The sequence below is a fragment of the Ornithinibacillus xuwenensis genome (assembly GCF_039614845.1).
In the GTDB taxonomy this organism is placed as follows: Bacteria; Bacillota; Bacilli; order Bacillales; family Amphibacillaceae; genus Ornithinibacillus; species Ornithinibacillus xuwenensis.
This window is the reverse complement of sequence record NZ_JBDIML010000003.1, coordinates 438,258-464,748: the sequence shown is the minus strand read 5'-3', so window position 1 is coordinate 464,748 and position 26,491 is coordinate 438,258. Positions and strand designations below refer to the sequence as shown.

Genomic DNA, 26,491 nt, shown 5'->3' with positions numbered 1-26,491 from the left:
AAGAGCTGGCAATAGTCAGCTCTTTATATTTTGAAGGATGTGCTTACATATGAAAGTACTCGCAGTAACTGGTTATAAACCAATGGAAATAAATATTTTTAAAGAGACTGATCCCAAAATTGCCTTTATTAAAGCAGCTATTGAAAAAAAGCTGATTGGATTTATTGAAGAGGGATTAGAATGGATTCTAATTTCTGGCCAAATGGGTGTCGAGCTATGGGCAGCAGAAGTAGCCCTTGATTTAAAGGAAGAATACGATATTCAGATTGCGATTATTCCACCGTTTGAAAACCAAGAGAATCGCTGGCCGGAGGAATTGAAGATGAAGTATGAAGAAGTAACGATGGTTGTAGACTTCTATCAGCCACTTTATACCGGAGATTACAAAGGTCCTTATCAATTTAAAGCAAAGAATAAATGGCTTATTGAAAAAAGCGATGCATGTTTAATTTTATTAGATGATGAATATCCGGGAAGTAACCGCTTCTTTTATGAGGAAGCAAAAAATACGGCGAAGGACTACCCAATTTATTTGATTACACCTTCTGATTTAGATGAAATGGTCGAGGAATTACGTATGGGCGATCCCGATTATTGGAATTGACTATTAATTGTCACAGTTTGAAGGGTTTTCCTTTTGCGAACTCGTATATAGTTAACCTAACAGCATAATATTGTTCATGGAAGAGGGGAAATCAATTGGAGAATTTTCCACTATTATTTACGAGACGATTAAGATTAGTTAAAATTGACCATGGTTATGACGAAGCGTTTTTCAATATTTTATCACTCGACGATGTTACAAAATACTACGGTAGAGAAAGCTTGCAATCTGTAGAGGAAGCGGCTGAACTAATTAATTCTTTTCAGACAATTTTTAAAGATAAACGAGGAATACGTTGGGGAATTATGTTAAAAGAAACCGATGATTTTATTGGTACTATCGGTATACATAATTATGTTTCCCATCAAAAACGAGCAGAGGTTGGTTTTGAACTCCACCCCAATCACTGGCGAAAAGGAATCTTAACAGAAGCATTAGATCGTGTATTAGAATACTGCTTTCAAGAGTTGGGTATCTATCGAATTGGAGCTGTAACATTTCCGGCTAATACGGCCTCCAATCAGTTACTAGAGAAGTCTGGATTCAAGCAAGAGGGGAAGCTTAGAGGCTATTTGTATCAGCATCAGAAATCACAAGATGCCAACGTCCTATCCATCATAAAACCGGATTGGATCCGTAAAAGGAAACAACTAGAAGAGCCCGTCCAATATACAGACCATATGACAGAGATTATCAAGCGATCAGAAGCATCAGGTGATTTTTCTAATCTACCAGGAAAAGGAAAACCATTAAGTCTTGGACCTAGCTATGTAAATTCATCAGAAGCACAAATGTATAAAACGCTAAAGGATAACCATGTCCTTCCTGCATGGGTTGAGCTTGCCAATGAGATTGACACAATGAAGGAAATGCTAGTAGAACTGGATGGGAAAGAAAGACGCAAACTCGTTAAAGAGATTAATAAGAAGATAAAAGCCTATAACTACGCTTGCCCACCATCTTTGCAGAAGAATAAAGTGAGTGAATGATAATACCAGCCTCGATGGGGGCTGTTTTTTTGTTGGGAGAGGAGGATTTGAGCTTTAAGTGGAGAAGCTGAAGAATGAGAGAAGAAGCTAAAGTCCCGACGTCAAAAGCTAAAGTTCTCATGCTAGAAGCTAAACCCTCCACAGTCACACCAACAAAAACCAAAAGAGTGGGCATTTGCACAAAAGTACTTCGCCCACTCTCTATTAATCTACCATAAATAGTCTAGCATTTGCCCTTTGAATAAGTTTGTATCAATATTGCATGCTTCACCTTCAATAGCATATTGCCAGCCATATAGTTTGGAGTTCTTTGGTCCTTGAGAATTGTATTCTGGTGCGTTTTCTTTTGTAGTGATTTCTACTTGAGGGAATGCAGTCCATACAATGGTGTTTTCTTGAATACTTTGTTCCATTGATTTGTAGGCATTTAATATATCGCTTTCTTCATCGAACACGCCATAAACACCTGATTCGTAGTTAGAATCTGCTAGTGTTTCATACCATCCTTCCATGAATGCTACATCTACTGGATAACTTGGTTCAATATCAACAAATATTGCCACACCTTCTGGGACGCCAAGCTCTTCAGCCATAGAGATTGCTTGATTTGCGTGGTCCACTCCGTTATCATGTCCTCGTGCATCTTCCACGTGATTATAAATAATGAGAATCTGTATATTGTTGTCATGCAGACGTTTTACTTCGGCGGAGTCAAGGCCAGTAGATACATCCTCTTTATCACCTAAATACCTTCCCCAGACAACTGGTTTACCATAGTTATCAACAACACATCCGAGAAATTCTTCATCCGTATAACTTGCTGAATCTACACCCCAATGAATTTTAGCATTGCTGTTTTCTTTGTCAGATTCTTCCTTGTTGCCACCATTTTCAGCATCTTTATTGTCTTGATTAGCATTTTCCTTATTGTTTTCTTGTTCCTCTGTAGTGGGGTCACTGGATTCAGTCTGGTCTTGGTTATTCTGGAATATGTTGAACAGAATAGGGATGGCAATCACAAGAGCTAAACTAACTAAGGTGAAAAGTTCGTATTTCTTCATGATGGTCAAACCTCCCTTCAACCCCTATAGCAGTTTATTTCGGGAGGGAGGAATAGGTGTGGGCACAGAGGGCTTATTTGCACAAACGATTAGAAGCAGGAAAATCGGAGGATTTGTCGAATTTTAAAGTAATGACATTGGAGAAGGAAGATTATAATGGAGCGAATTATGAATATTCGTAAGGAAGAGAAAGCATATCATGATTATTGCTATGATAACTATAAATTATTTGCTGCAGGATCGTGGTTGCATAAACCTGTACAAACGGTACTTGATCAGTTACCTTACTTTACTAGCTATGAAACGCTTCGAGTGCTTGATTTAGGCAGTGGAGTAGGACGCAATAGCATACCAATTGCTAATATGATTCTTGAAAAAGATATGAAAGGGGAAGTTGTCTGTGTCGATATGTTAGACTCAGCGATAGCAAAATTAACTTGCTATAGCAGCGAATTTGGATTAACTTCCATTATTAAGGTGGAAAAGTCTACTATTGAAAGCTTTAACATTGGAAGAAATACATATGATTTAATTGTTGCGGTGTCAAGTTTAGAACATGTCGAGTCTGAAGCAGTGTTACAGAATAAATTAACGGAGATGATTGAAGGAACCAAAAAAGGTGGAATTAATTGCTTAATTGTAAATTCATCCTTAGAAGAGGTTGATATGGAAACCGGTGATCGTTTGGAAGTTAACACAGAAATTAATCTAAAAACAGAAGAAATGAATACTATCTTGCTCAGATTGTTTACTAATTGGACTGTGTTAAAGCATATGGTAAAACCTTTAGAATATCAAATAACTAGAAATGGTAGAAAGATTGCATTAAAGACAAATGCAATTACCTTTGTCGTAAGGAAATGATAGCTATTTAGTTCTAATAGATTCTATATATATAAAATAATTGTTTCGGAGTTGATAAACTTGGTATCTACATATGTTACTTGGGGAGAGGCAAGAGTGAAACTAACCTGGAAGCAAGATTATCTAGGTCCAAGAGAGTTGATGACAAGTGCACACGGATTCTGTTTTTGGAATGGAAAACTATTGATCGTTGATTTGAATCATCGTGGTTGGGACTTTCCAGGTGGGCACATTGAACCAAATGAAACACCGGAAGAAGCTTTTAAGAGAGAAGCGATGGAAGAAGGATATGTAGAAGGTGATTGTAGCTTTTTAGGATGTGTTGAAGTAAGCCATCACGAGAACCCAAATTGGAGAAAGGATAGTCCATATCCACTTGTTGGTTACCAAGCATTCTATCGAATGGATATTAAACAGTTACATAACTTTGATGCTGAGTATGAGTCTAGCAAACGTGAATTTATTGAGCCATATGAAATTGAAAACTATAAAAATTGGGATACCATTTATCAAGCACTGCTAGAGTATGCTATGAAAAAGGAAGCTGTTTAAGACGTAACACGAACAAAAATAGAGTCTTAACCTAGGGGGAGCATGATGAAACTTTATGGAGAGTTTACAAAAGAAGACTGGATGAACGCTTTGGGAATAGAAGAAAAGAATATTCCAAATACCTTTATCCTACATGGTGAATGGGAGCATGAGGACAACTTAGAATTATGGAAAAATCTATTACAAGCAGATCAATGGCATCCAACTTGGAATACAGTAATCGGTGAGTACAGTCAACAAAAAATTGGGTTTTCAAATGTATTTGGAGGACCTCATGCATCCATCATAGCTCACCGATATGCTGTTTTAGGAACCGATAAATTTATCCAAACTGGTTATTTTGGTGGTCTATCTCATCATGTTCAGTACGGTGATATTTTCATTGTTACTGGTGCATATATGGAGGATGGTGTTTCACAATGGTACTTCCCAGGAGAAACAATGGTTTATGCAGATTCGGGATTCGTGCAAGCAGCTATCGATTATTGTGAAGAAAAAGGCTACCGATATGTAACGGGTTCTGTTTTCTCTACCAGTGCTATGCTAATGGAAACAACCGAATTAGTGAAACGTTGGTCAGAAGATGGGCATATTGGAGTTGATATGGAAACAGCAACTACATTTGCTATTGCAAAGAAGTTTAATCGAAAAGCAGTTGGACTTCTGAACTTGTCTGATCATATTTTACAAGGTGATACATTTTATACGGCAACAGAGGAAATAAGGGTTATCGAAGCGGAAACTGATAGAAGAATTCGAGAGTTATCATTGTATTTAGCATCATTAAAGTTCTGATTATTAATAGTACATTTTTAAAAAAACGTAAAATAATCTACCTATATGGAAGTCAGGTTGGAATAGCAAAGGTTATAGTTGCTTACCGTTACCATTAACTTATCCCTTGAATAAGATGCACAAACGTCTTGCTGAAGGGTGATAGAACCAATGAACAATTACTTAGAAGAATTACTGGGCTCTTGGGTTCAGGCAATCGGTACTGTTATTGATGCCATAAGTAATACGCCCTCACGTAAATTAAGTGAAGAGCTACAAACGAATTTATCCATAACTGGTAATGTCATGCAAGCAACTGGAAATGCACTATTAGCGGATAGTGATAATACTCTTGATTTCGAGAAGATAGGAAACATAATCCAATCGATTGGGAACTTAACAGTCGTTTCAGGTATTTTAATAATGTCGGACGAGAAAAGAGAAACAGAATTAGAAATAAAAGGTAATTTACTTCAAACCTTAGGTAATCTATTGTCCCCTTTTGATATCTCAGTTGATGATAAGAGCTCTTACAAAGAAAACCTCTTGCTTGATGTAGGATCTATTCTACAAGCCATCGGAAACTCCCTTCAGGCAATGGCAGGAATCCTTAAGCTTCAAGGAAAAGAACAGGGAAATTTGAATCTTGTAGGGGGGTGGATCCAGGCTAGTGGAGCCGTTCTACAAGCCTTGGTTCAAAGTAAAAATAGTTAAGGGAGTTTTGTAGATGTTGCCTTCTTTGGGTGAAGGGAACAGCTAATTCTCTTGATACCAAACGAATTACAACAAAAAAGGCTGGGGTGAAATTACAACCCTCAACCTATTAATAGCGTTAATAACGAACATGTTAATGATTATTTTGCAGTTCGATTAATCTTATAACATCTTCATCATCTGCTGGATCAATATATACTGACTCTGTATTTTCAATAATCTTTTCTGTTTCCTTGCGCATGACACCTTCCTCTAACTCTTCAGGGGGGATTCCATCCCAGCGTAAAGGAACATTGTATACATTAATTGTTCCATCTCCATTACCACTATATGTTACGGACCCATCAACTAATCGTGAACCTGATAATTGAATAACATCTTCAGGATAAGTGGCGCTGGTGTCGTCATTTGGATTAATTAATTCTCCGGCAGAAATATGATTCACATACAGTTCATCTATTTCTTGATTTGGTCCAAGCTGCAACCAAACTCTAGCGTATTCAATTTGTTCACTTGAATACTGGGACAATGAATCTTTGTCTTCCTCATCATCTACATTTAAATCGCTATTCTCGGATGAGGTAATATCTGTATTATTGTTTTCAGATTCCTCGGAGGTACTTGCTGAATTGTTATTGTCTATTTCAGACTTATCTTGACTGGTCGACTCTATTGGAGAACCGTTAGTAGATTCTTCATTTGTACTGCACCCTACTAAGATAAAGACAATACTCAAATAGATCATTATTGTTATCTTTTTCATATGTTAGACCATACCTTTCATTATTGCTATTTAAGAAAATGTTTTTAAAGTCTACCTACTTGTTGGATGGATTCCCCTCACAATTTTACTATACTTCTTTTCAATATCTACTTATTTTAACATAATTTAACAAAAAATTATCATTTTAATCATGTGAAGACCAAAAGCTTTTTTACTAGAAAAGTTGGAGTCTAATGAAAATAGTGAAACGATGTAGTATGGGGATGAATATCCTAGCTATTCTGAGGAATGATAAAGAAAAAAAGGTAGTCATTGTAATGCCCAACTATATCCCTTATTTGATTCTTACAATAGTCAGTATAATCATATTGATTTTTGTTATATTTTCGAAACGTCAGTTTGGACTAATTGTTCTTTTTTTAGGATTTTCTGGATTGGTGTATGTTGCCGAATTTCTAGTCATGGTAATCGGAAATTGCTATGTATATTATCCAAACATACTTTCAGTCCAATATTATAATAATATACTAGGCGCAATTGTCTCCAATCTATTTGTTATTCCTGTCTTGGGTTTAGTAGCTGCTGTTTATCAGCTTCGACTACGTTGGCTTGTACTTTTTGTAGGAACTCTAGTGGGAATAGAATGGTTATTTGAGTGGTTAGCTATTTATCACACAAATTGGTGGAGGAAAGGATATACATTCGTTTTTGTGTTGTTATTCTTCATGGTTACCAAGTTCTGGGTGCGTGCCATTCAGTCTGGAGCGAAGTGGTCCCAATTTTTAATGTTGTGGATGCAAGCGTGGGGTGGTGCAAGTACGGTAATGTATATCATGTCCATTACTTTTATACGCTATTATGAATTCGGGGTTTTCGAAAATATTTATCGTGATAACATCTTTATCTCAGCCATCATGGGGTTATTAAAAGGGTTAATTTTTACGGTAGCAGTTATCATCATTCGAAAGCCTCATTGGCGTTTTCTTGCCCCAATTTTGGTTTTTGGAATTGATATGCCTTTGTATTACTTCGGTATATTGGTGGTCGAAATACCATTTTGGATATATACAATTGTTTACTTCGTGCTGGCGACTCTTCTACTATGGTGGACTCAGTATGCCTACTCTATTATTGCCAAAATGGCTAGGTAATCAGTAAGTAAGAGTTAGTGTTTATATAATTCAATTAATGTTATTCATCACAATTATTAAATAAAGATGGAGTCATAGGATAATGGCTCTTTTTTTATGGCTGGAAATTTATTCAGAATTTTTATAGTTCTTTATGATATTATTTTTTTAGAATGATTGTCGTTTTTAGTGTAATGTTTACCTTAGTGTTCGAGTAAATAGCTAAAAATCTAAGATTTAAAAAAAGTTTTATAAAAGCATTGACATTAAACTAGGTTTAACCTTTATCTTTAAAATGTAAAAATAATAAAGGAGTGAGTAATATGTATCGTTGGGATGGAGGATTTATCATGGTTGCACCGGAATCGTTTGATGATGGTGTGAAATGGTATCAGGAAGTTTTGGGCTGGGAATGTGTTGACAAAATTACAACTTGGGTTGGTAGAAAAGGGTTTATGAAACTACCAAGATCTGGGATGGTCACCATTAAATCTTTTGAAGGAGAGTATGAACACTTACAAGTATCTGAGAACGAGGGTAACACGAAGCTAGTATTTGTTACATATGATCTTGAAAATACCTTAAACTATTTAAGGAACAAACAGGTAAATGCTACTGAAATTAGCTTACTACCGAATGGTCAGAGATATTGTGATATTTATGCATTTCATGACACGAAGCTAACAATTGTAGAAGAAGATAGAAAAGATGATAATAATGAATACCCGGCTTCTGGAATAATTGGCTTCGGGAGCGTCAATACCATTATCCATGTTGAAGACCCAAAGGCTTCTGCTGAATGGTATGTAAAGAATCTTGGGTTTGAAGTAGTCGACTTAAATATAGAAGAAGGCTATGCACATATGAGGACAGAAGATGCGTATGATAGAAATGCGTTGGACGAACAATTTTGGGATTATATATGGCTGATCAAGGGCTCAAATCGTCCAGCTGAAAAACCGAATGATAATCATGCTAGAACATATTTTGATATTAGACCTGCTGTGTTCTTTGAGGAATATAATAAATTGATTCGTAACGGAATAAAACCCTCAGAAATTGCAGGCGATCCAATAAACGGCTGGGGTGGATTTCATATCTATGATCCAGATAACAACCGAATAAATATTTGGTCGTATAAATAATATAAATGGATAAATTATTATGTATCTTACCATAAAGGACTTTTCCAATAAGACAGGTCTACCACCTAGTAAACTAAGATTCTATGATAAGAAGGGACTATTAGAACCATCAGTCCGATTGGATAATGGCTATAGAGCGTATTCGGTAGAACAAATACATTTAGCAAAAATGATTGATTCGCTTAGACAGGCTGATATTCCGATACAGGATATTAAGCTATATTGTACAGTCAATGAACAGGAGAAGAAAAGGATACTTCAAACATGGAAAGTGGATTTGGACAGAAGAATGGAGGTTCTTCTTGCTGCTCAAAAATATATTGGTGGTATCAATGTGGAAAATCCTCAAACGCTGTTACTATCAAAATGGGAGAAAGAGAAGCATCTTGTTTGGCAGCGGTTTGAAGTGGAGAGAAAACCACACCCTTTCCATGCGTATTTCAGGAGTGCAAAGGATCATCTAGAAAAGCATGGAATAGAATGCTCCAATCAGGTATATATCAAAACTGACACGATTACTGATGAGAAAATAATAGGTGAGATAGGATTTGAGGCTATCAAAACTATTCAAAAAATGAACGATGAAAGCTTTCGATTTGAAGTAGTTCCACCGACGCTATTTGCTGTACTACAAGAATGTAAAGCCGATGATGCGTTCCTTTGCTTTTCGTACATACAGGTTGTAATTCGTTACGGCTTTCAACCTGCAGGGACGAAGCTAGAGAGATATTCTAACTTAAGTGCCGAGACTTTTGATTATTTAATTCCACTTGTGACATAAGTAATGAAAGAGAAAAAGCGATAAATTATCGCTTTTTCTTTTTGTTAATTAGACTGGTGTTTTCGGAATATTAAGTTGGTATTTGATGCAAGGGTTGGCATAGAATATCAATGGTTATAGAGCGGGAAATAATCTGGAAGTCAAAGTGGAGCATTATCGGATTAGTTTATTTCTACTTTCATTTTGATATTTCTTTATAATGGTTTTTTGGATAGAAATGGAATAGTTGTAAATGATAGAATTTTCACAACGGAGTAGTCTAGAAATATAATACTAAAGGTTCTATAATAAAATTATACAGAGTAATTTCAATATTTGTTTCGGAACTGATAATCTATTTGGCATTATCAGATAAGGGGAAAAGAGATATGAATGATTACGAAACCTATAGATTTTTTCGGAAAACGTACCCTGCTTGGAATATTCATCGTGTTAAGGACTTCTTTATAGAAGAGCTACAAGCGATACCTATTCCAATGGATCATCCGGACATACAATATCACCTTCAGGATCCGTATATACCCAAGAGAGAAAAAATTTGTGGTGTGTATGGTATTTATAAGAAATCAATCCTATCTGTACTCGAAGGAGAAGTAGAAAATATTAATGGAATAGACTTTGCGATGAAGAAGCAAAAAGATGTAACATTAAGTATTGATGATGTGGAAACAATTCTTGAGGTTGGAATATTAGTTATATTAGAGAAGGATGATCAGAAGCACGTTTCTGGGGCATTTATAGGTGGAAATGCTGGCAAACTATATAATTTAATTGATGTTTTCCGTGGTTTACCACCCTTAACACATTCGAAAGATGACATAATCTCTTTACGTAAATTTATGAGTAGTTTAGATACTGTCAACCGAATGGGTTTCTTGTAGACTAACACCCATCATTTTACATATTTAAAGCTTGGATAATAGGTAATCGAAGGTAGCGACAATAGAAATAGAAAATTATTGACTAGAATAAGCTTCTCTTTTTAAAAAATACAGGATAAATTTATACGAAGGAGTTCTTGTATGACTAGAAAAAAATATGTTTTTTATTTTATTGTTAGTTTTTTATTTGGATCATATATTTTATCAACATTATTAGATTTGCTAGGCGTTTCATCTTTCGCAGATGTTTTGGAATTTATTTTTGGGGAACCAAACATGCTAAGTATGTTAATTGTTGGTTTACTCATTATTGCAATACTTTTCTTTACTGGACGTAATTTTTATAAAGAATATAAAAAACTGCCTTAGCATAAGACGAGGGAGAGTGATAACAATGTCACTCTCTTATTTTTGTTTTTATAATTCAGATATTTTAAAAAATAGTTGGGATAATATGGTATTATGATTTTGTGAGGTGAATACTAGATTAGCTAAGGAGAGAAGAATATGACGAATAGCAAAGAACGGTATACGCAACTTGACGTAGAAAAACTAAATATTGTGGATAAAGATGGAAAGGTTAAAATGACATTATTTAATCAAGAAAATATCCCACCACTAATGATGGATGGGAAGGATATTTTACCTGGGCATAGACAAGATGACCCGATTGCTGGCATTATGTTCTACAATGGAAAAGGTGAAGAATGTGGTGGTCTTATTTATGGGAGTCAAGAAGATGAGGCAGGTAATGTATATGCGGGGGCTTCCTTAACGTTTGACCAATACAGACAAGACCAAGTGGTTCAAGTGCAATACGAGGAAGAAAATGGTCAACGAGAATATGGCTTTTATTTATATGATAGACCAAATACTCCTATGCCAGAAATTATTGAAAGGCAACATGAAATTACAAGTTCTGATTTAAATGAAGAACGTAAGCATGAAGAGTTGAGAAAGATTTATCAAGGAAACACTCAGCGGGCATTTTTTGGTAAGGATGCCAATGGGGATGTTGCTGTGCAACTAATGGATTCTAAAGGAAGGCAGCGTATTAGAATGGTGGTTGATCAACAAGATGTTCCAAGAATTGAATTTCTAAATGCACAAGGAGAGGTTACCTATACATTACCTCCTGAGGAATGAAAATGGTGTAAAAAGGAGCATTCTTTTACGATAAGTCTAGTAATAGTGTAGGAGTTGACCAAATACGAAATTAAGCTTTAAAGTACCTGATAAAGTATCTGAATACCTATCCAATTTTCAATAGAGGTCCTCTATGTAATGAAACTACTATAATGAAAGATAGGTTATCTGACATAACATAAACACCTTACGTAAGAAATTCTCTTACGAAGGTGTTTTTTTATCGTTAGACTATATGCTGTATAAATGATATTTTCTACAGCTTTCTTTTAAAGACTAGTTGATTAAATTCAACGGATGTAGTACCACCCATTCCCCCAACCTGAGGGATGATATTGACCAATTCCCAGCCTTCCTTTCCAAAATCATTTAATTTTTCTTCAAACTCCTGGCGATCAGCAGAGGTGATGGCTAATGTCCAAGTTTCAACTGCATATTCCCACTTTGTCAATTTATTCCCTCCATAGCTAATAATAATCTTTTCTAATTAATACTATACTACCATATTATGGATGTTATAATGTTTATAATATTTACTTTATTATAAAGGGAGTGAGTTGAATGACAAACGATTTTTATTGTGATGAGGTATTAAGTGGGAAGACAGCTGTTAAGAAAGTTTATGAAACAGAGAATGTTTTAGCTTATTATCATACTCGCCCGTTTTATGAGGTGCATATAGTTGCTATACCGAAGAAACATATTCCTTCTCTAACTAAAATCGATACTCATGACATGGAAATATTACATGAGCTAATAGAAGTAATTCAGATTGTAGCTAGTGAAGTGGAAAATAAATATGGTGCTTGTAGGGTTATGACGAATTTAGGTGCTTATCAGGAATCGAAGCATTTACATTGGCATATTGTTTCTGGTGACAGCGCTTAATCTACTTAGGAGGAATGTGGGATGGAGTTCAAGGAATATTCTGTTGTTCAGGTTCGAATTGCAAGACCGACAGATAAATTTAGTCAAGTAATAGATTTTTATGAGATTGGACTTGGGTTAAAACGGCTGACTGATTTTGGTGGACCTGGACATGCAGGATACAATGGAGTCATTTATGGATTACCCGAAGCCCCATATCACTTGGAATTTACAGAGCATGTTGACGGTACCCCTTGTCCAGCGCCAACCAAAGACAATCTACTAGTATTCTATATTCCTAGTAGAGAAGAAATTGATAAGCTTAAGGATAGGTTGGAGGGTATGGGCTACCCTGAGGTGGAACCAGAGAATCCGTATTGGAAGAATAGAGGAGTAACGATTGAGGATCCGGATGGCTGGCGGGTGGTTTTGATGAACACGAACGGAATTTAACGCTTGGAGAAAAGACGATGACAATTATCATGAAAGAATATAATCAAGAACAAGTAGAAAAATTAAAGCAGCTTATTTCAGTAAGTTCTTTAGAAACGGATGAAATAAATATTGTAAATCAACCTTATAAGTACGCGTATTCAGCCTTTCACCAGAATGAAATGATAGGGCTAATCGTTGCTTGGAAGAGTAGTTTTCATCCACATTGCACTTACTTTCGAGTTATCCATCATCCAGAATATACAAATCTAGTAGACGAACTGATAACGGAAATGGAAGAAAACCTTCATGAAGATGAATATCCTCTTCAAACCGTAGTCATGGAAAACACCTATTTGGATCGTTATTATGCAACGAATAGCTATCAAGTTGCGCGAAAGACCTATTTACCATCGGTGCTAGTTTCGCTTTGTCATGCTGAGGGAATCGAGTTGCCAGAAAATAGGTTAATTATGTCATTAGATGGTATTTCAACAAATCCCAATTTAGTGCAAAAGCTTATTAACTTAGTGAAAAGCGTCTATGAACAAACACATCTTATAAACCCTGTTGCAGAGCTTGAATTGGCTACATGGAGAAAAATGATTTTCGCTGAAGATACCATAATGCTAGGAAGCTATGTTTGCTTAGATGAAAAAGGTGATGATATTGTCGCTTTTTCCCTTCTTCATGAGTCAGATAAGCCGAAAACTATTGAACTTGGTTGGTGTGGATCGTCCTGTTGTGGAGAAATGAAGACGGTTACGCAATTAGTGAATAGCATTTGCAAGAAGGCATGGATATTCCTTATTAGAAGGAGAATTTGATACCACTAGTGAATATGCAATGGAAGTACTAAAGTCCATACCATTGCCAATGGAACCAACATTAATAACTTATCAAAAACAAAAAACACGTAGTGAAGAGGAGTAGGACATGGGGTCAAGAATCATGCATTTAATTATTGCAAAGCAAATTGCAGAACAGTTTTCTATTCAGGATAAGAATGCCTTCTTACTCGGTGGAATTGCACCAGATGCTGTTTCGCCAAAAGAAAAATCGCATTATTTTGAAGGAGATACTGAACGATATACGAGAACGATAGCTTACGAGAAATTTATTCATAACTATCATCAGAAGTCAGATTACGTACTAGGGTATTACACACATCTGATTGCAGATTATGTATGGCTGAAGGGATTCTATTTAGGTTGGTTAAAAAATAGAATGAATGCTGATAATAATCTTTATGAAAAGTATCATCAGGATTTTAGGCTATTAAATGGTAAGTTGCTTCATCACTATCAGATAAGTAAAGATATCCTTGAGAATGTAAACTTTAATACAATCCATGATTTAGATGAGGTGAAGGTAAGGGATGTTGTGGGGTTTGTACCGTATGTAAAAGGTGATTTTAATTATAAAAAGGAAACACTAAATGATAGCTTACAAGTGTTTTCGTTTCAACAGATAATCGGTTATTTGGAAACCTCTATTGAGATTGGATTGATGAGGATGAAAGAGGCAGGTATAACATGATTGGCTTAACACCATTAATCATGGAAGAAGATGTATTACATCGCGTTAATTCGCTATATAACCATGTTTGGAATGTTAATGGAGTTGAATTTGTACAACGAATTAAAAGACATTTTACGTATCCAGGCTTTATTGGAATATTGGCTAGTCAGGGGGCAGAAGTGATGGGCTTTGTATATGGGTATGCTTCCGTAAAAGGCCAATATTATCATGAACTGTTATGCCAACAATTAAGTGTTTCTGAACAGAGGCTCTGGTTAGAAGATTGCTTTGAATTGGTTGAATTAGCTGTTCACCCTTCCATAAGAAGACAGAGACTTGGGCAGAGGTTGGTTCAGTCACTTATGGAACAGGTAACGTGTCAAACAGCTATACTAACAACCCAAAAGAATAATATTCCTGCTCTGGGCCTCTACAAACAGCTTAACTGGGAAGTTGTGAAGGATGACTTCTTTCCAACCCAGCAACAGGAAGCCTATCTTATTATGGGCAAGGAACTTTAATAAAAAAATAAACATGTAGCCACAAAAAAATTAAGGCTATAAAGTATAGTTAAGGGGAATATTGATGAACGGGAAATTGATTTTACATCGATTTGGATTTGAACTAAATGAGGAACCAACAAGTATATACGCATTTTCACCAGTCTATCGAGTGAGGATTGATAAACAAGACCTTATTGTTAAACGAACACAAAGAAAAGTAGATAGCTTATTAGCTTATACATCCATGTTAAAAAAGCAAGAAGTCAATGTGGTGACACCAGTTCCATTAAAAGCAAAAAATCCACAGCAAATCGATGATACTAATTTTATTGTCTATCCATTTATTGAAGGAAAGCTTTATTCTGGTAAAGAAGAAGAAATCTATGAAGCAGGTAAATTTTTAGGGAGAATTCATCAGTTGTCTCCTAACGCAAATGTATATGAGTTGCCAGAATATGATGTATATGATTTTAATCAAGAAGAGGTTGAAGAGAGTGTTTCTTCTATTGATAAGCTAGCAAAGGCTGAAGGCGTATTGGTTGAGTGTGAACTGTTACAAGGGAAGCTGCTTGAAAGTGTTCAACGGCAATCTGATTTGCAGGAAGCAGGATTAATACATGTAGCAACCCCACATGATTATAAGGCCAACAACTTAATTTATACACCAGAGCCATATTTAATAGATCCAGATAATGCAACCTGGATTCCACGAATCTTTGACTTAGCATTGGCTTTGTTACTCTTTCATAATGAGCATAAGGATGCACCATATCGGACTTTCTCGCCAAAAGAATGGCGATTGTTCCTATCTGGCTATCAGACTTATGTGACTCTAACAGATAAGGAAAAATCATTGTGGATACATGCATTAGAGCACGTGTTTTTAGATGAGGTGATGTGGTTAATGGCAGAGGTTGAAGAAGATTGGCAGAATCCGGCGCAGAAACAGTTGTTTATTAGCTTGCTTAACCTATTGTATGATAGTTCTGGCTATAAACTAGATTAAACAGGAAAGGAAGTATATTTCCATGATTCACCTTAAGTCTGTCGCCAAACGAAACAAACAAAGTAATCATGAATATCCATTTAATTTGCCGTTTATTCAACAGTTTAAAGAAATGCATTTTCGCTATCCGGTTACGATTTTAGTAGGTGAAAATGGAACTGGAAAATCAACTTTTTTGGAAGCACTAGCAACTAATATCGGCAGCATTTTAATCGGTGGCGAGAACCTCGAGAATGATCCTAGCTTGACACCTGCACGAAAGCTTGGTAACGAGTTAAAGTTAACCTGGACCATCAAGACGAAAAAGGGCTTCTTTTTTCGTGCAAATGATTTTATTAATTTTACCAACAGGCTTGCAGCAATTAAAGAAGAGTCAAAGCAAAAACTAAAAGAAATACGAGAAAGAGACCCAAACAGTCTTGAGGTTCTTCCTTATGCAAGTACACTTCACGATTTAAACCATTTTTATGGAGAAGGTCTAGAGGTTCGGTCGCATGGTGAAAGCTTTTTGGATTTGTTCCAGGCCAGATTCCAGCCAAATGGATTATACTTACTTGATGAGCCTGAGGCTCCATTGTCACCATTAAAACAGCTTACGTTAATGTCTATGATTAATGAAATGGTAGAAGAAAATGGTCAATTTATTATTGCGACACATTCACCTATACTAATGGCTTTACCCAATGCCGAAATATTTGTGATAGAAGATGATGTATTACAACGAAAAAGTTATGGTGATGTTGAACACGTTAAGCTGACCAGAGATTTCTTGAGTAGTCCAGAACGTTTTTTACGGCATTTAAATTGATATACAGTCCCTTATTAGGGACTTTTTTTAATTGATTTCCAATTATTTGAAACTTTATTAGGGTTTTATTCGTCTATATATATAAGGTGATTTTTTAACATGTGACAGTCTCCATTATTAAAAAAATATTAAAATTCCCTCTGAACTGTATCCAAATTTACTTATTTTTCTATTATATGATGTAGCAAGTAAAAATTATTGTACATCATTCGTTATAACTAAGTGGGCATATTAGGTCCTGATTATCAGGGAGGAAAACATGAAAAAGTGTTTAGCAGTATTGTTACTATTGATTATTGTTTTGGCGGGTTGTTCAGCACAAACGCTACAAGATGCAATCAGTTCAAGTGCTTATGGGGACTATGACAAACCAGAAATCCTATATCGAAATGATGACATTGGTGTCGTTATATTTTTAACAAAAGATGAAAATAACGAATTTGTCTTATGTCGTAGTACGTACGAGAAGAACCGTTTTAATCGATATGACTTAAGAGAAACCGATAATGATTATTCGATATCGGTTGATATTGGTAGAAAGTCTGAATTTATCACGGTAGATACAATTGATAAGGATTCTGATAATCCATTGCACTTAGTATGGGGAAGTATCTTTCATCACCCAGGAGCTGAACAGGTTGTTTATAAGGTTCATAATCAACAAGGAGACCGTTTATATGAGAATAAGGTTGAAATAAATAATAAACATATCTTTGTCGATATCGTACCAGAACAAGTTACCAACTCTTATACGATTAGCTTCGATATTGTTGACCAAGAAGGAAATATTGTATTTAGTAAACCAAATTAGAAGACCCTTTTGATCACGATCAAAAGGGTCTTCACGATATTTATTTGTTCATAACCCAAAAATCCTGAACCAATCGCTCCAGACACTTGGCTTAGTAAATTATTCCAATGGGCAGGTTATCTAAATTTATGGTTTCGGTAAAGCTTCTAAAAATCCTGGAAATTATTTATGAGTAACTCCGCTTATTACGTTTCACTTTCTGTAATGAATTAGCTCTTTTTCCAATGTTTCTTGATACGCTTTAGGAATTATAAGTAAATGGTCGATGAAGTGAAGTAATAACATAGAATTCACCCCAGATTTTCCTGCTGTGAAACGCTGGTAAACCGAGATTAATAGGTCACGTTTGATACTATAACGTCGCTTATCATGAAGTTTCGTCTTATTATTAAATAACTCGGCTAGTACTACAATTGCAAAAGGGTTTGAAGATTTTTGTAATCGATTCACATTTAGTTCTAGGAAATTAACAACATGATAGGTGTAGGTAAGACTCGTTCCGTAATAATGATAGGAATAGTAATTCTGCCTCGGATGAGTATTTCGATTTGTTAGTAATGCGATTCCATAGACTTCTTGGTTAAAGTGGTCAAAAACACTGTAAAAATACTGGAACATACTTTTTCTAAAGTCGTCTAAAGACATTTCTCGGTTTGGGATATGAATGAATAGCCACTTTTCTGTCTGATTACGTAAAGGTGCTTTTAAGATGTGAACGGTAGCAGTTTGTAAATTATCTTTAGAAAAAATTGGTTCTAGTTCGCTATGCTGAAGAAATACGGGAGGTTTTGTAAAATCAATAACTTCTTGTAAATTAGGTGCAAAAAACACAATAAATTCCTCGAACATTTCTTCAATCAGTTTCTTCCAAAGTTCATTATAGTAATGTGGTTTATAGGTTGAATTATTTTCGAGAACAACATCTATTAACAATATTTTCCACCCCTTTTTGGATATTGTACACGAACATACGTTTCTTTTCAAGTGATAAATAAAGGAGTTTTATAGATAATGTGGAATAAGTGTAAATAAGAAAACAATAGAATATAGAATCTTTTTAAACTAGTTATTCGTAGTAGAACTAGTAGAATTCGGGGGAATTCATATGATGATTAGATTACTGAATCCAGCGGATGCCGAGGAATATTCGAGGCTTCGAATTGAAGCCTTACAAGAAAATCCAGAAGCTTTTTCTTCAAGCTATGAGGAGTTAATTAGAAAGCCGAATTTAGTAGCGGAATATAGAAGAAATTTTCAAGAAAATAAAAGCTATACCTACGGTGCATTTAAGGATGGTGTGTTAATAGGGATGGTGACGTTAATTCCTGAAGGTAAGGAAAAATTAAAGCATAAGGCTACTATATTTGCTATGTACGTGACTCCAGGACATAGAGGTAATGGGATTGGCAAAGCACTCTTAGAAGCAGCGATTAGTCAAGCAAGAGAAATAGAAGGAATTAAGAAAATAAACCTAGGAGTCGTATCGATTAATAGAAGAGCTAAAGAGCTATACGTGAAATTTGGCTTTAACACATATGGTGTTGAGGAAAAAGCATTGAAGATTAAAAATGTGTATTTTGATGAGGAATATATGACGCTATTTCTTACGGAAGAGAAAAACTAGGCTAACAGAATTGAGGGGAAACATGGAATGGACTAATAGAAGCATGACAGAAAAACACGCAGTTGAGATTCTTAGCTGGAAGTACAGTAAACCATATGACTTTTATAATAATGTATTGTCAGGTGATGCATTATTAGAGATGACTAATGGAAGCTACCATGTCATCTTAGCTGGCAACCATCACATCATTGGGTTTTACTGTACGGGAAAATCAGCTCAAGTTCCAGCTGGTGACCTCGTTCATGCATATCGCGAAAATTGTTTGGATATAGGGCTTGGGATGAGACCAGACTTAACTGGAAAGGGACTAGGAACTGATTTTTTTCACTTTGTTTTAGCGGAAATCAAACAATGCTATAAGGGTGGAATCCGTTTGACCGTGGCTGAATTTAATAAGCGTGCGATTCGGCTCTATGAGAAATTTCATTTCGTAAAGCAGGGGGAATTCTTAAAAGGCGATACAAAATTTATTACGATGAAAATGGAAAACGAGGTAGGTGTGTGAATGAAGTTGGGTGGTATTAATCATATACTGTTCTCTGTGTCAGATTTAGATGTCTCAATAGCATTTTATCAAAAAGTGTTTGATGCAAAGTTGTTGGTGAAGGGAAGAACAACAGCATACTTGGACATTAATGGATTGTGGCTGGCACTAAATGAAGAAAAAACGATACCGAGAAATGAGATTCACAGTTCTTATACACATATCGCTTTTTCAATTGATGAAAAGGATTTTTATTATTATTGTAGGAAGTTAGAACAATTAAATGTTACGATAGTGCCTGGACGAGAACGAGATGTGAAGGATAAAAAGTCGATCTATTTCACTGATCCTGATGGCCATAAATTTGAGTTTCATACGGGTACCCTTGTTGATAGATTAAATTATTACAAACAAGATAAACATCATATGGAATTTTTTGATTAGTAGTGGACATATATTACCTAAGTGGGAGGTAATGATGAAGAAAGTATTAATTGTCTTGGTTGCTTTGACGGTAATTGTCTTAGGTTATGGTGGGTGGATATTTATCAGTTGGTTGAACGGTGAAAAGGCCGAAGAATCCAATCACGAAGGCACACAGGAGGAGCTAAGTGGATTAGTTGATCAACGTGAATTATTGCAGGGCAATGTCTCAGAAGAAGATTTAGCAGTATTTCAAGAGCAAAACTTAAATCCATTTGGACATTCTGTAGTGGAAAGTGAACTAACAGACGCTATCTATCAGGAATATATTCATGGTATGTCTCATCAAAAGGTGAAGGCAAGTGAGAAGTGGGGATTCTATGGAATACATCCGGATCGTATTGAATGGTTGCTAAATGGTTTGGAAGAAGTAGAACTTCGTCATGAGGAATTGTATCGAAGAATATTAGAAAAATGGTATCAGGGTAATTTTGCAACTGCTGCTGATGATCATAATGCAATTTGGGAGCTGCAAGGTGGAAGTATTGGGAAAGCAACAGGGGTGCTTAGTCCTGAAGAAGAACAAGCTTACATAGATAGCCAAACAAATTAAAACCACTTCGTTTGAAGTGGTTTTTGATTACTCTAATCCTAATTGTTCGATTTGATCCATAAAGCTCGTAATACTATCGATTGTTTGAAAAATCTCAGCGTTTTGTAGTTCTTCAATAGCTAGCTGGCCATCTTCTTGTAGATTGTTTATTTTTTCAAGCAGTATTTCATTATTGGTAAGAATATCTTGATGAATTCCTTCAGCTAGTTCTGGAACCTCGATATGATTAAATTCGGTAATGGTTTGCTCTAATGAAGTTAACTTTTCTTCTAGTGCTTCTGTATTAACCTCACCGTTAGCCAAACTAGCGGTTTCATCAGCAAACGTGCTAAGTTTATTGAAATATTCCGTTGCTTCATTTGCGTAATTAATTGTGTTTTGTGTTTCTTCAAATAATGCACATCCGGACAAAAAAATGATGGTTGTGACTAGAAAAACACGTATTGTTTTTTTCATTTAATAGCTCCTTTTTAATTAAAAAATTGAGACTCACACATAGAATAACACGCAATTATGTTACTGTCTGTAAGGAAGTTGCGTTTTTTTTCAGAATAATGTTGACATCGTATTTACTTATGGTTATATTATATATAACCAATTGGTTATATAAGAATTGAGGGATAACAATGCCAGATATTTATCGTGCATTAGGTGATCCAACGCGACGGCGTATACTTAGCATGCTAAAAAGAGGAAACAAAACACAAAAGGAGATAGTGGAGGCGTTTGCTATCTCCCAGCCTGCAATTAAGAAGCATTTAGCAATTCTTCTGGAGGAGAAGATTATTGCACAAGAGTTCCAAGGTAAATATCGAATCTATCGATTAAATTTGGATTCGCTACAAATTGCCTACAACGAAATGCTTCAATACATCGGAGATCTACTAGATAATCAGCTCGCAAGTCTAAAAGATTATGTGGAAAAAGGAGAGATTCGAGATGAATGACGTGAAGGATTCTGTACAAAGAGAAATTGTTGTGAATGCATCACTTGAGAAGGTTTGGGATACGCTTACAAAGCCAGAGCACCTAAACAAATGGTATACAAAGGATGCTCAAATTGATTTTCGTGTAGGTGGAAGAGGTTATATGAATCATGGTTGGGGTGCCGAAACAGAGGGGGTATACACAGAAATAGATGCAATGCACTACTTTGTTTTACAGGGGGAAGATGGTGATTTTACAACCATTACCACGTTGGAGGAAGTAGAAGAAGGAATTAAAGTAAGTATTGTATATCAAGCCTCCTATATTGGGAAAATGCAAGCAGCTGCCAAAGAAAATATGCTATTCGGTACTGGTCAATTTTTAGAGAACCTAAAAAGTGTCTATGAAACAGGTAAAGATAATCGTGTAAATCTGTGGAGAACTTGGATTGGTATCGCTCATACTACATACAATGGAGAAGGCACAAGGGTCTTACAAGTAAAAGAAGGTTCAACAGCGGCAAAAGCAGGTATACTATCCAATGATGTGATAACGGAATTGGATGGCGAAAAGATAGATGGATATGAATCCTTTGAAAGAAGCCTGAATGAGAAGAGCATTGGTAATACAGTTACTATAGAGGTTCAAAGAAACCAGCAGAAGCAGCAATTAAATTGTGTCGTAGAGCAATATCCCGTGTCATATTAATAAAGAATGAAAGGATGCTAACATATTTAGCGTCTTTTTTTGTCACAAAAACCAAGCCTATCTCGTTCTATTTATAAAATGGAATGGAGATGTATGCGATGAATAAAAAAACAATAGCGATAATTGGTGGCGGTTATGCAGGAATACATGCCATAAAGTCTATTCAAAAGAAAGTATCGAAGCAGGAACAATTTCGTCTCGTTTTAATTGACCCAAGACCTTCTCATGTAAGGAAAGTTCTTATGTTTAAGCCAGCAGTTAATGAGGTTGATATCACAGTTCCTTGGGAGAAGCTATTTCCAGAAAGTGTAGAAATTATTGAAGGGGCAGTAACCGATATAAATCATCAAACGAAAACAATTTTCTATCGAAACAATCGACAAGAGACTGGGATTCTTCCTTATGAGTTTGCTGTTGTAGCGGTCGGAAGTGTTATTCAGCAAGCTTCACCAGAGCAAGGAGGAATATCCCTTTCTAATTCAGAGGCAGCTATGGAAATTCGTAACAGATGGCAAAGTGATTTACGTAGGGCACTTCAGCTATCGGATTCTGTGGAACGTAAAAGATTAATGACTATTACTGTTGTAGGAGCTGGTATAAGTGGTGTGGAAACATCGGCATCATTAGCAGAACAAATGAAGCAATATGCACAAGATATTGGTCTTCAACCTAACAATATACGTGTTCATTTAATTAATTCCAAGGAAAGACTATTTATTGAAGGAAACAAGAGGATGAGTGCAAAGCTAGAGGATTTACTAACTAGCATGGGGGTAAATGTGTTGCATAATACAAAAGCTGTTCAGGAAAAAGATGGAGAAGTGCTGTTAACAACAGGTGAAAAAATCTCTTCTGGGTTATGTGTGTGGACAATCGGACTAATTCCTAATCCAGTGCTTGCTTCCTGGAGCCTTCCAATAACAGAGAATGGTAGAATTAAAGTGGATGAATCATATAGAGTAATCGGGAAAGCTGGAATATATAGTATTGGGGATTGTACTCGAATAGTTGACCCGAGAAATGGAGCAGAAGATACGATGACATGTAAAGAAGCGACCATGCAAGGTAAAAGATTGAGTAAGGTTATTTTAGCAGACTTCTATAAGCGAAAAGCCCCAGTTCATAAGAAGACAATTGCTACTTATTGTTTTGGAATTGGAGAGAAAAAGGGGCTGGTCTGGATAAGATTTTTGAAAATGAATGTGATTCTGTCAGGAAAGCTTGGTCTGTATATTAGAAAGCTAACTTGGGATATGGCAAGTTTGTTAAAATAGTGAAAAGGAAATCGGGGAGGGTATTGTATGGAGATAAAGGTAATGTATCAGGAATACAGACCTTTACTATTTACATTAGCATATCAATTGATGGGTACAACGGTGGATGCTGAGGATGCCGTACAGGACGTCTTTGTTAAACTACACAGTGTAGAGGTTGATAGATTAGAAGAACCAAAATCATATTTATGTAAGATGGTCACGAATCGTTGTCTAGACCATCTAAAGTCAGCTAAGAATAAAAGGGAGCAATATGTTGGACCATGGCTCCCAGAGCCAATTTGTACTTCTAATGAAGACGTGATGGATATTATAATCAAGAATGATTTACTCTCCTATGCAATCCTTGTTTTAATGGAGAAATTGACACTAGTCGAACGTTCTATCTTTGTATTAAAAGAAGCGCTTCGATTTGATTATAAAACGATTGCATCCATCGTTGAAAAGAGTGAAGTAAATTGTCGCAAGATTTATAGTCGGGCATATGAAAAGCTCCAAATACAGAAAGAAGATAAGACATTAGATGTACCAGCTAATTCTGAGTGGTTCCAAGCGTTTATTCATGCACTTGAGGCTGGGGATATTGAGCAATTACTGCCACTTCTTTCCGAAGACGTTACCGTATTTTCTGATGGGGGAGGGAAGGTTCCTGCGGCTATTTACCCTATTCATAGCCCAATGAATGTTATTCGTTTCCTGGTTGGTCTAATGCGAAAATTACCGCAGTTTGGCGAGGATGTCGCAGTAGAATTTATGACTTTAAATAAACAAGATGCGATTGTGATTTCAACCGCGAAGGAAATCCTTGTCGCAGCGATAGTAGAGTTTAGAGGTAACGTAATCGAAAATATATTTTTCGTACGTAACCCAGATAAACTTCAATCCATTAGATGATAATAAGGGTACTAACGCGTTAGAATGATAGACTTTCCTCTTTCCTTGCTATGAAATAATCTGAATCTTTTTTTATTCATGTTTTGGGTTGATTTTGTCAACTTGCGTGATATACTTGAAAACAATTAAATACTATTTTCATATAATCGCGAGGATATGGCTCGCAAGTCTCTACCGGTTTACCGTAAATGAACCGACTATGAAAAGCGGCAGAACGACATATTACACGGCTTTAATCGTGTAATCTTTTCGTTGTTTATTTTCGAATTAACATAGCTCGAAAACATTGCTTCTTCATAGTGGAGGAAGTATGTTTTCGGGCTTTTTTGTTAGGAAAGGAAGTTAGCTATGGAACGATTAAAACAAAAAATAAAGGAAGAGGGTACAGTTCTATCCAATACGGTATTAAAGGTTGATGCTTTTTTAAATCATCAAATCGACCCGGTATTAATGCAAGAGATAGGTAACACCTTTGCAGAGCTTTTTAAGGGGACTGGGGTTACTAAAATCGTAACATTAGAATCTTCCGGAATTGCACCAGCTATGATGACAGGCTTACAATTAGGAGTCCCGGTAGTGTTTGCTAGAAAACGCAAATCACTGACGTTAGTAGATCAATTACTATCGGCTAACGTTTATTCGTACACGAAAAATGAAACGAATGAAATTTCCGTATCGAATGAGTATTTAATAAAAAAGGATAAAGTACTTATTATTGATGATTTTCTCGCAAATGGTCAAGCCGTCCTAGGAATCATGAATATCGTAGAGCAAGCTGGAGCATCACTAGCTGGCGTTGGTATTGTCATCGAAAAAGGTTTTCAAGATGGTGGAGAAGTATTGCGAACAAATGGGGTTCGTGTAGAATCCCTAGCAATTATAGATTCATTACAAAATAGAAACGTAACCTTTCGTTAGGGGGAAATGAGAATGAAGACAGCAACACTTGGAATTCAGCATGTATTAGCAATGTATGCCGGAGCTATATTGGTTCCTTTAATAGTAGGAGAATCCTTAGGACTAACCTCTGAAGAGTTAACATACTTAGTTGCTATTGATATTTTAATGTGTGGAGTTGCTACGTTATTACAAGTTGTATCCAATCGGTTTTTTGGTATTGGTTTACCAGTGGTACTGGGCTGTACATTTACAGCAGTAGCACCAATGATTGCTATTGGTGGACAATATGGGGTATCGGCGATTTATGGTGCCATAATCGTATCTGGATTAATTGTTATCCTAATTAGTGGTTTCTTTGGTAAGCTTGTACGATTCTTTCCGCCAATTGTCACGGGAACAGTAGTAACTATTATTGGTGTGACACTTATTCCTGTGGCAATTAATAATCTTGGTGGTGGACAGGGAGAAAGTGATTTTGGTTCGATAGCCAATATTTCTTTAGGCTTTGGAACATTAATTTTTATTATTTTATTGTATCGCTTTACGAAAGGCTTTATCCGATCTATTTCTATTTTAATTGGATTAATTGTTGGGACTGCAGCAGCAGCTGTATTGGGAAGAGTAGATTTTAGTGCTGTATTAGAGGCATCTTATGTTCACTTGCCAGAGCCTTTTTATTTTGGAATGCCAACGTTTGAATGGTCAGCTATTCTTACCATGACTCTAGTAGCGATTGTGTCACTAGTTGAATCAACTGGCGTCTATTTTGCCTTAGGTGATATGACAGAAAAAGAATTATCGGAAAAGGATCTATCGAAAGGATACCGAGCAGAAGGGATAGCCATCTTTATTGGTGGAGTTTTTAACGCCTTTCAATACACTACTTTTTCTCAAAATGTTGGACTATTACAAATGACTGGGATCAAAACGAAAAAGGTGATTTTTGTAGCTGGCGGGATGTTAGTTGCCTTAGGATTTATTCCTAAAATTGCTGCTTTTACAACGATTATTCCGACTTCTGTTCTGGGAGGAGCAATGATTGCCATGTTTGGAATGGTCATCTCACAAGGTATAAAAATGCTAAGCAAGGATATAGCAAGTTCAACAGGCAACTCGATGATTGTAGCATGCTCCGTTGGGATGGGACTAGGGGTAACAGTCGTTCCAGAATTGTTTGCAAAATTACCGGATAGCATCCAAATTTTAACGGGAAATGGTATTGTTGCAGGAAGCGTTACAGCAATCGTATTAAATATAATCTTTAATATGTTACCAACAAAAAATACGGTCACAATACTACAAGAAAAAGAAGCCTAATTAAAACATGGAGA

36 protein-coding genes and 1 riboswitch are annotated in these 26,491 nt (G+C 36.0%); of the genes, 31 read left to right on the top strand and 5 right to left on the bottom strand.

Annotated features, from left to right (window positions below; genetic code table 11):
* Positions 1 to 49: 49 nt before the first annotated feature.
* On the top strand, positions 50 to 604 hold the full coding sequence (locus tag ABC228_RS11805) for an SLOG family protein (protein WP_345825342.1): 555 nt from the start codon (positions 50 to 52) through the stop codon (positions 602 to 604).
* Between the two features lie 95 nt (positions 605 to 699).
* On the top strand, positions 700 to 1,593 hold the full coding sequence (locus tag ABC228_RS11800) for a GNAT family N-acetyltransferase (protein WP_345825341.1): 894 nt from the start codon (positions 700 to 702) through the stop codon (positions 1,591 to 1,593).
* A gap of 209 nt (positions 1,594 to 1,802) precedes the next feature.
* Here the strand turns inward: ABC228_RS11800 and ABC228_RS11795 are convergent, their stop codons facing one another.
* The gene (locus ABC228_RS11795) at positions 1,803 to 2,654 is read right to left on the bottom strand and encodes a glycoside hydrolase domain-containing protein (protein ID WP_345825340.1); all 852 of its coding nucleotides are present in this window, start codon (positions 2,652 to 2,654) and stop codon (positions 1,803 to 1,805) included.
* A gap of 56 nt (positions 2,655 to 2,710) precedes the next feature.
* Here ABC228_RS11795 and ABC228_RS11790 point away from each other — a divergent pair, with 56 nt between their 5' ends.
* The 5 genes from ABC228_RS11790 to ABC228_RS11770 all read left to right on the top strand — a co-directional run bounded on the left by ABC228_RS11790 (position 2,711) and on the right by ABC228_RS11770 (position 5,558).
* Positions 2,711 to 2,836 (top strand): hypothetical protein, encoded by a 126-nt coding sequence (locus ABC228_RS11790; protein ID WP_345825339.1) that lies wholly within the window; start codon positions 2,711 to 2,713, stop codon positions 2,834 to 2,836.
* Positions 2,811 to 3,518, top strand: a complete 708-nt coding sequence (locus tag ABC228_RS11785) for a methyltransferase domain-containing protein (RefSeq protein WP_345825338.1) — start codon at positions 2,811 to 2,813, stop codon at positions 3,516 to 3,518. Before ABC228_RS11790 ends, ABC228_RS11785 begins: the two co-directional genes overlap by 26 nt.
* Positions 3,519 to 3,578: 60 nt before the next feature.
* Positions 3,579 to 4,070 carry an NUDIX hydrolase gene (locus tag ABC228_RS11780; RefSeq protein WP_345825337.1) on the top strand — a complete coding sequence of 164 codons (492 nt, stop codon included), beginning with the start codon at positions 3,579 to 3,581 and terminating at the stop codon, positions 4,068 to 4,070.
* Between the two features lie 42 nt (positions 4,071 to 4,112).
* A complete protein-coding gene (locus tag ABC228_RS11775) occupies positions 4,113 to 4,865 on the top strand; it encodes a phosphorylase family protein (protein ID WP_345825336.1) in 753 nt (250 codons plus the stop codon).
* A 150-nt stretch (positions 4,866 to 5,015) separates the two neighbouring features.
* Positions 5,016 to 5,558, top strand: a complete 543-nt coding sequence (locus ABC228_RS11770; protein ID WP_345825335.1) for a DUF6944 family repetitive protein — start codon at positions 5,016 to 5,018, stop codon at positions 5,556 to 5,558.
* Positions 5,559 to 5,691: 133 nt separating this feature from the next.
* On the opposite strand, the gene ABC228_RS11765 is transcribed toward ABC228_RS11770, so the two are convergent.
* Entirely contained in the window at positions 5,692 to 6,321 is a 630-nt protein-coding gene (locus ABC228_RS11765) for a hypothetical protein (RefSeq protein ID WP_345825334.1), read from the bottom strand.
* A gap of 194 nt (positions 6,322 to 6,515) precedes the next feature.
* Here ABC228_RS11765 and ABC228_RS11760 point away from each other — a divergent pair, with 194 nt between their 5' ends.
* The 6 genes from ABC228_RS11760 to ABC228_RS11735 all read left to right on the top strand — a co-directional run bounded on the left by ABC228_RS11760 (position 6,516) and on the right by ABC228_RS11735 (position 11,365).
* Entirely contained in the window at positions 6,516 to 7,433 is a 918-nt protein-coding gene (locus tag ABC228_RS11760; RefSeq protein WP_345825333.1) for a hypothetical protein, read from the top strand.
* A gap of 302 nt (positions 7,434 to 7,735) precedes the next feature.
* Positions 7,736 to 8,557, top strand: coding sequence for a VOC family protein (locus tag ABC228_RS11755; RefSeq protein ID WP_345825332.1), 822 nt, complete (start codon positions 7,736 to 7,738; stop codon positions 8,555 to 8,557).
* A 19-nt stretch (positions 8,558 to 8,576) separates the two neighbouring features.
* The gene (locus ABC228_RS11750; protein WP_345825331.1) at positions 8,577 to 9,338 is read left to right on the top strand and encodes a MerR family transcriptional regulator; all 762 of its coding nucleotides are present in this window, start codon (positions 8,577 to 8,579) and stop codon (positions 9,336 to 9,338) included.
* A gap of 368 nt (positions 9,339 to 9,706) precedes the next feature.
* Positions 9,707 to 10,219 carry a hypothetical protein gene (locus ABC228_RS11745; protein WP_345825330.1) on the top strand — a complete coding sequence of 171 codons (513 nt, stop codon included), beginning with the start codon at positions 9,707 to 9,709 and terminating at the stop codon, positions 10,217 to 10,219.
* Positions 10,220 to 10,360: 141 nt separating this feature from the next.
* Positions 10,361 to 10,588, top strand: a complete 228-nt coding sequence (locus ABC228_RS11740) for a FeoB-associated Cys-rich membrane protein (RefSeq protein ID WP_345825329.1) — start codon at positions 10,361 to 10,363, stop codon at positions 10,586 to 10,588.
* A gap of 138 nt (positions 10,589 to 10,726) precedes the next feature.
* Complete coding sequence (locus ABC228_RS11735; protein ID WP_345825328.1) at positions 10,727 to 11,365, top strand: hypothetical protein; 639 nt, start codon at positions 10,727 to 10,729, stop codon at positions 11,363 to 11,365.
* Positions 11,366 to 11,621: 256 nt separating this feature from the next.
* Here the strand turns inward: ABC228_RS11735 and ABC228_RS11730 are convergent, their stop codons facing one another.
* Positions 11,622 to 11,816 carry a DUF4177 domain-containing protein gene (locus tag ABC228_RS11730; protein WP_345825327.1) on the bottom strand — a complete coding sequence of 65 codons (195 nt, stop codon included), beginning with the start codon at positions 11,814 to 11,816 and terminating at the stop codon, positions 11,622 to 11,624.
* 110 nt (positions 11,817 to 11,926) lie between these two features.
* Here ABC228_RS11730 and ABC228_RS11725 point away from each other — a divergent pair, with 110 nt between their 5' ends.
* The 8 genes from ABC228_RS11725 (at position 11,927) to ABC228_RS11690 (ending at position 17,313) form a co-directional block, all read left to right on the top strand.
* The gene (locus tag ABC228_RS11725) at positions 11,927 to 12,253 is read left to right on the top strand and encodes an HIT family protein (protein ID WP_345825326.1); all 327 of its coding nucleotides are present in this window, start codon (positions 11,927 to 11,929) and stop codon (positions 12,251 to 12,253) included.
* Between the two features lie 21 nt (positions 12,254 to 12,274).
* The gene (locus tag ABC228_RS11720; protein ID WP_345825325.1) at positions 12,275 to 12,685 is read left to right on the top strand and encodes a VOC family protein; all 411 of its coding nucleotides are present in this window, start codon (positions 12,275 to 12,277) and stop codon (positions 12,683 to 12,685) included.
* Positions 12,686 to 12,702: 17 nt separating this feature from the next.
* Entirely contained in the window at positions 12,703 to 13,491 is a 789-nt protein-coding gene (locus ABC228_RS11715) for a hypothetical protein (RefSeq protein ID WP_345825324.1), read from the top strand.
* Positions 13,492 to 13,600: 109 nt separating this feature from the next.
* A complete protein-coding gene (locus ABC228_RS11710; RefSeq protein ID WP_345825323.1) occupies positions 13,601 to 14,203 on the top strand; it encodes a zinc dependent phospholipase C family protein in 603 nt (200 codons plus the stop codon).
* Complete coding sequence (locus ABC228_RS11705) at positions 14,200 to 14,706, top strand: GNAT family N-acetyltransferase (protein ID WP_345825322.1); 507 nt, start codon at positions 14,200 to 14,202, stop codon at positions 14,704 to 14,706. The genes ABC228_RS11710 and ABC228_RS11705 overlap by 4 nt, the downstream gene beginning before the upstream one ends.
* 64 nt (positions 14,707 to 14,770) lie before the next feature.
* Positions 14,771 to 15,694: a phosphotransferase gene (locus tag ABC228_RS11700; RefSeq protein WP_345825321.1), complete on the top strand. Its 924-nt coding sequence runs from the start codon at positions 14,771 to 14,773 to the stop codon at positions 15,692 to 15,694.
* Positions 15,695 to 15,716: 22 nt separating this feature from the next.
* Positions 15,717 to 16,502 carry an AAA family ATPase gene (locus ABC228_RS11695; RefSeq protein WP_345825320.1) on the top strand — a complete coding sequence of 262 codons (786 nt, stop codon included), beginning with the start codon at positions 15,717 to 15,719 and terminating at the stop codon, positions 16,500 to 16,502.
* 259 nt (positions 16,503 to 16,761) lie between these two features.
* Entirely contained in the window at positions 16,762 to 17,313 is a 552-nt protein-coding gene (locus ABC228_RS11690; RefSeq protein ID WP_345825319.1) for a hypothetical protein, read from the top strand.
* A 192-nt stretch (positions 17,314 to 17,505) separates the two neighbouring features.
* Here the strand turns inward: ABC228_RS11690 and ABC228_RS11685 are convergent, their stop codons facing one another.
* A complete protein-coding gene (locus tag ABC228_RS11685) occupies positions 17,506 to 18,246 on the bottom strand; it encodes a hypothetical protein (RefSeq protein ID WP_345825318.1) in 741 nt (246 codons plus the stop codon).
* Between the two features lie 172 nt (positions 18,247 to 18,418).
* Here ABC228_RS11685 and ABC228_RS11680 point away from each other — a divergent pair, with 172 nt between their 5' ends.
* Genes ABC228_RS11680 through ABC228_RS11665 form a run of 4 tightly spaced genes read left to right on the top strand, consistent with a single transcriptional unit; the run spans position 18,419 to position 20,457 of the window.
* Positions 18,419 to 18,937: a GNAT family N-acetyltransferase gene (locus tag ABC228_RS11680; RefSeq protein ID WP_345825317.1), complete on the top strand. Its 519-nt coding sequence runs from the start codon at positions 18,419 to 18,421 to the stop codon at positions 18,935 to 18,937.
* A gap of 22 nt (positions 18,938 to 18,959) precedes the next feature.
* The gene (locus ABC228_RS11675) at positions 18,960 to 19,442 is read left to right on the top strand and encodes a GNAT family N-acetyltransferase (RefSeq protein ID WP_345825316.1); all 483 of its coding nucleotides are present in this window, start codon (positions 18,960 to 18,962) and stop codon (positions 19,440 to 19,442) included.
* Complete coding sequence (gene fosB / locus ABC228_RS11670) at positions 19,443 to 19,865, top strand: metallothiol transferase FosB (protein WP_345825315.1); 423 nt, start codon at positions 19,443 to 19,445, stop codon at positions 19,863 to 19,865.
* A gap of 34 nt (positions 19,866 to 19,899) precedes the next feature.
* Positions 19,900 to 20,457 carry a DUF6241 domain-containing protein gene (locus ABC228_RS11665; RefSeq protein ID WP_345825314.1) on the top strand — a complete coding sequence of 186 codons (558 nt, stop codon included), beginning with the start codon at positions 19,900 to 19,902 and terminating at the stop codon, positions 20,455 to 20,457.
* Positions 20,458 to 20,484: 27 nt separating this feature from the next.
* On the opposite strand, the gene ABC228_RS11660 is transcribed toward ABC228_RS11665, so the two are convergent.
* Positions 20,485 to 20,913: a DUF6376 family protein gene (locus tag ABC228_RS11660; RefSeq protein WP_345825313.1), complete on the bottom strand. Its 429-nt coding sequence runs from the start codon at positions 20,911 to 20,913 to the stop codon at positions 20,485 to 20,487.
* A 170-nt stretch (positions 20,914 to 21,083) separates the two neighbouring features.
* Here ABC228_RS11660 and ABC228_RS11655 point away from each other — a divergent pair, with 170 nt between their 5' ends.
* The 6 genes from ABC228_RS11655 to ABC228_RS11630 all read left to right on the top strand — a co-directional run bounded on the left by ABC228_RS11655 (position 21,084) and on the right by ABC228_RS11630 (position 26,477).
* Positions 21,084 to 21,404: an ArsR/SmtB family transcription factor gene (locus ABC228_RS11655; protein WP_345825312.1), complete on the top strand. Its 321-nt coding sequence runs from the start codon at positions 21,084 to 21,086 to the stop codon at positions 21,402 to 21,404.
* Entirely contained in the window at positions 21,397 to 22,092 is a 696-nt protein-coding gene (locus tag ABC228_RS11650) for an SRPBCC domain-containing protein (RefSeq protein ID WP_345825311.1), read from the top strand. The genes ABC228_RS11655 and ABC228_RS11650 overlap by 8 nt, the downstream gene beginning before the upstream one ends.
* 98 nt (positions 22,093 to 22,190) lie before the next feature.
* Positions 22,191 to 23,366, top strand: a complete 1,176-nt coding sequence (locus tag ABC228_RS11645; protein WP_345825310.1) for an NAD(P)/FAD-dependent oxidoreductase — start codon at positions 22,191 to 22,193, stop codon at positions 23,364 to 23,366.
* Between the two features lie 27 nt (positions 23,367 to 23,393).
* The gene (gene sigJ, locus ABC228_RS11640) at positions 23,394 to 24,260 is read left to right on the top strand and encodes an RNA polymerase sigma factor SigJ (RefSeq protein WP_345825309.1); all 867 of its coding nucleotides are present in this window, start codon (positions 23,394 to 23,396) and stop codon (positions 24,258 to 24,260) included.
* A gap of 118 nt (positions 24,261 to 24,378) precedes the next feature.
* A riboswitch (purine riboswitch) is annotated at positions 24,379 to 24,480 on the top strand.
* 128 nt (positions 24,481 to 24,608) lie between these two features.
* Positions 24,609 to 25,178: a xanthine phosphoribosyltransferase gene (locus ABC228_RS11635; protein WP_345825308.1), complete on the top strand. Its 570-nt coding sequence runs from the start codon at positions 24,609 to 24,611 to the stop codon at positions 25,176 to 25,178.
* Positions 25,179 to 25,190: 12 nt separating this feature from the next.
* Entirely contained in the window at positions 25,191 to 26,477 is a 1,287-nt protein-coding gene (locus ABC228_RS11630; protein WP_345825307.1) for a nucleobase:cation symporter-2 family protein, read from the top strand.
* Positions 26,478 to 26,491: the final 14 nt, after the last annotated feature.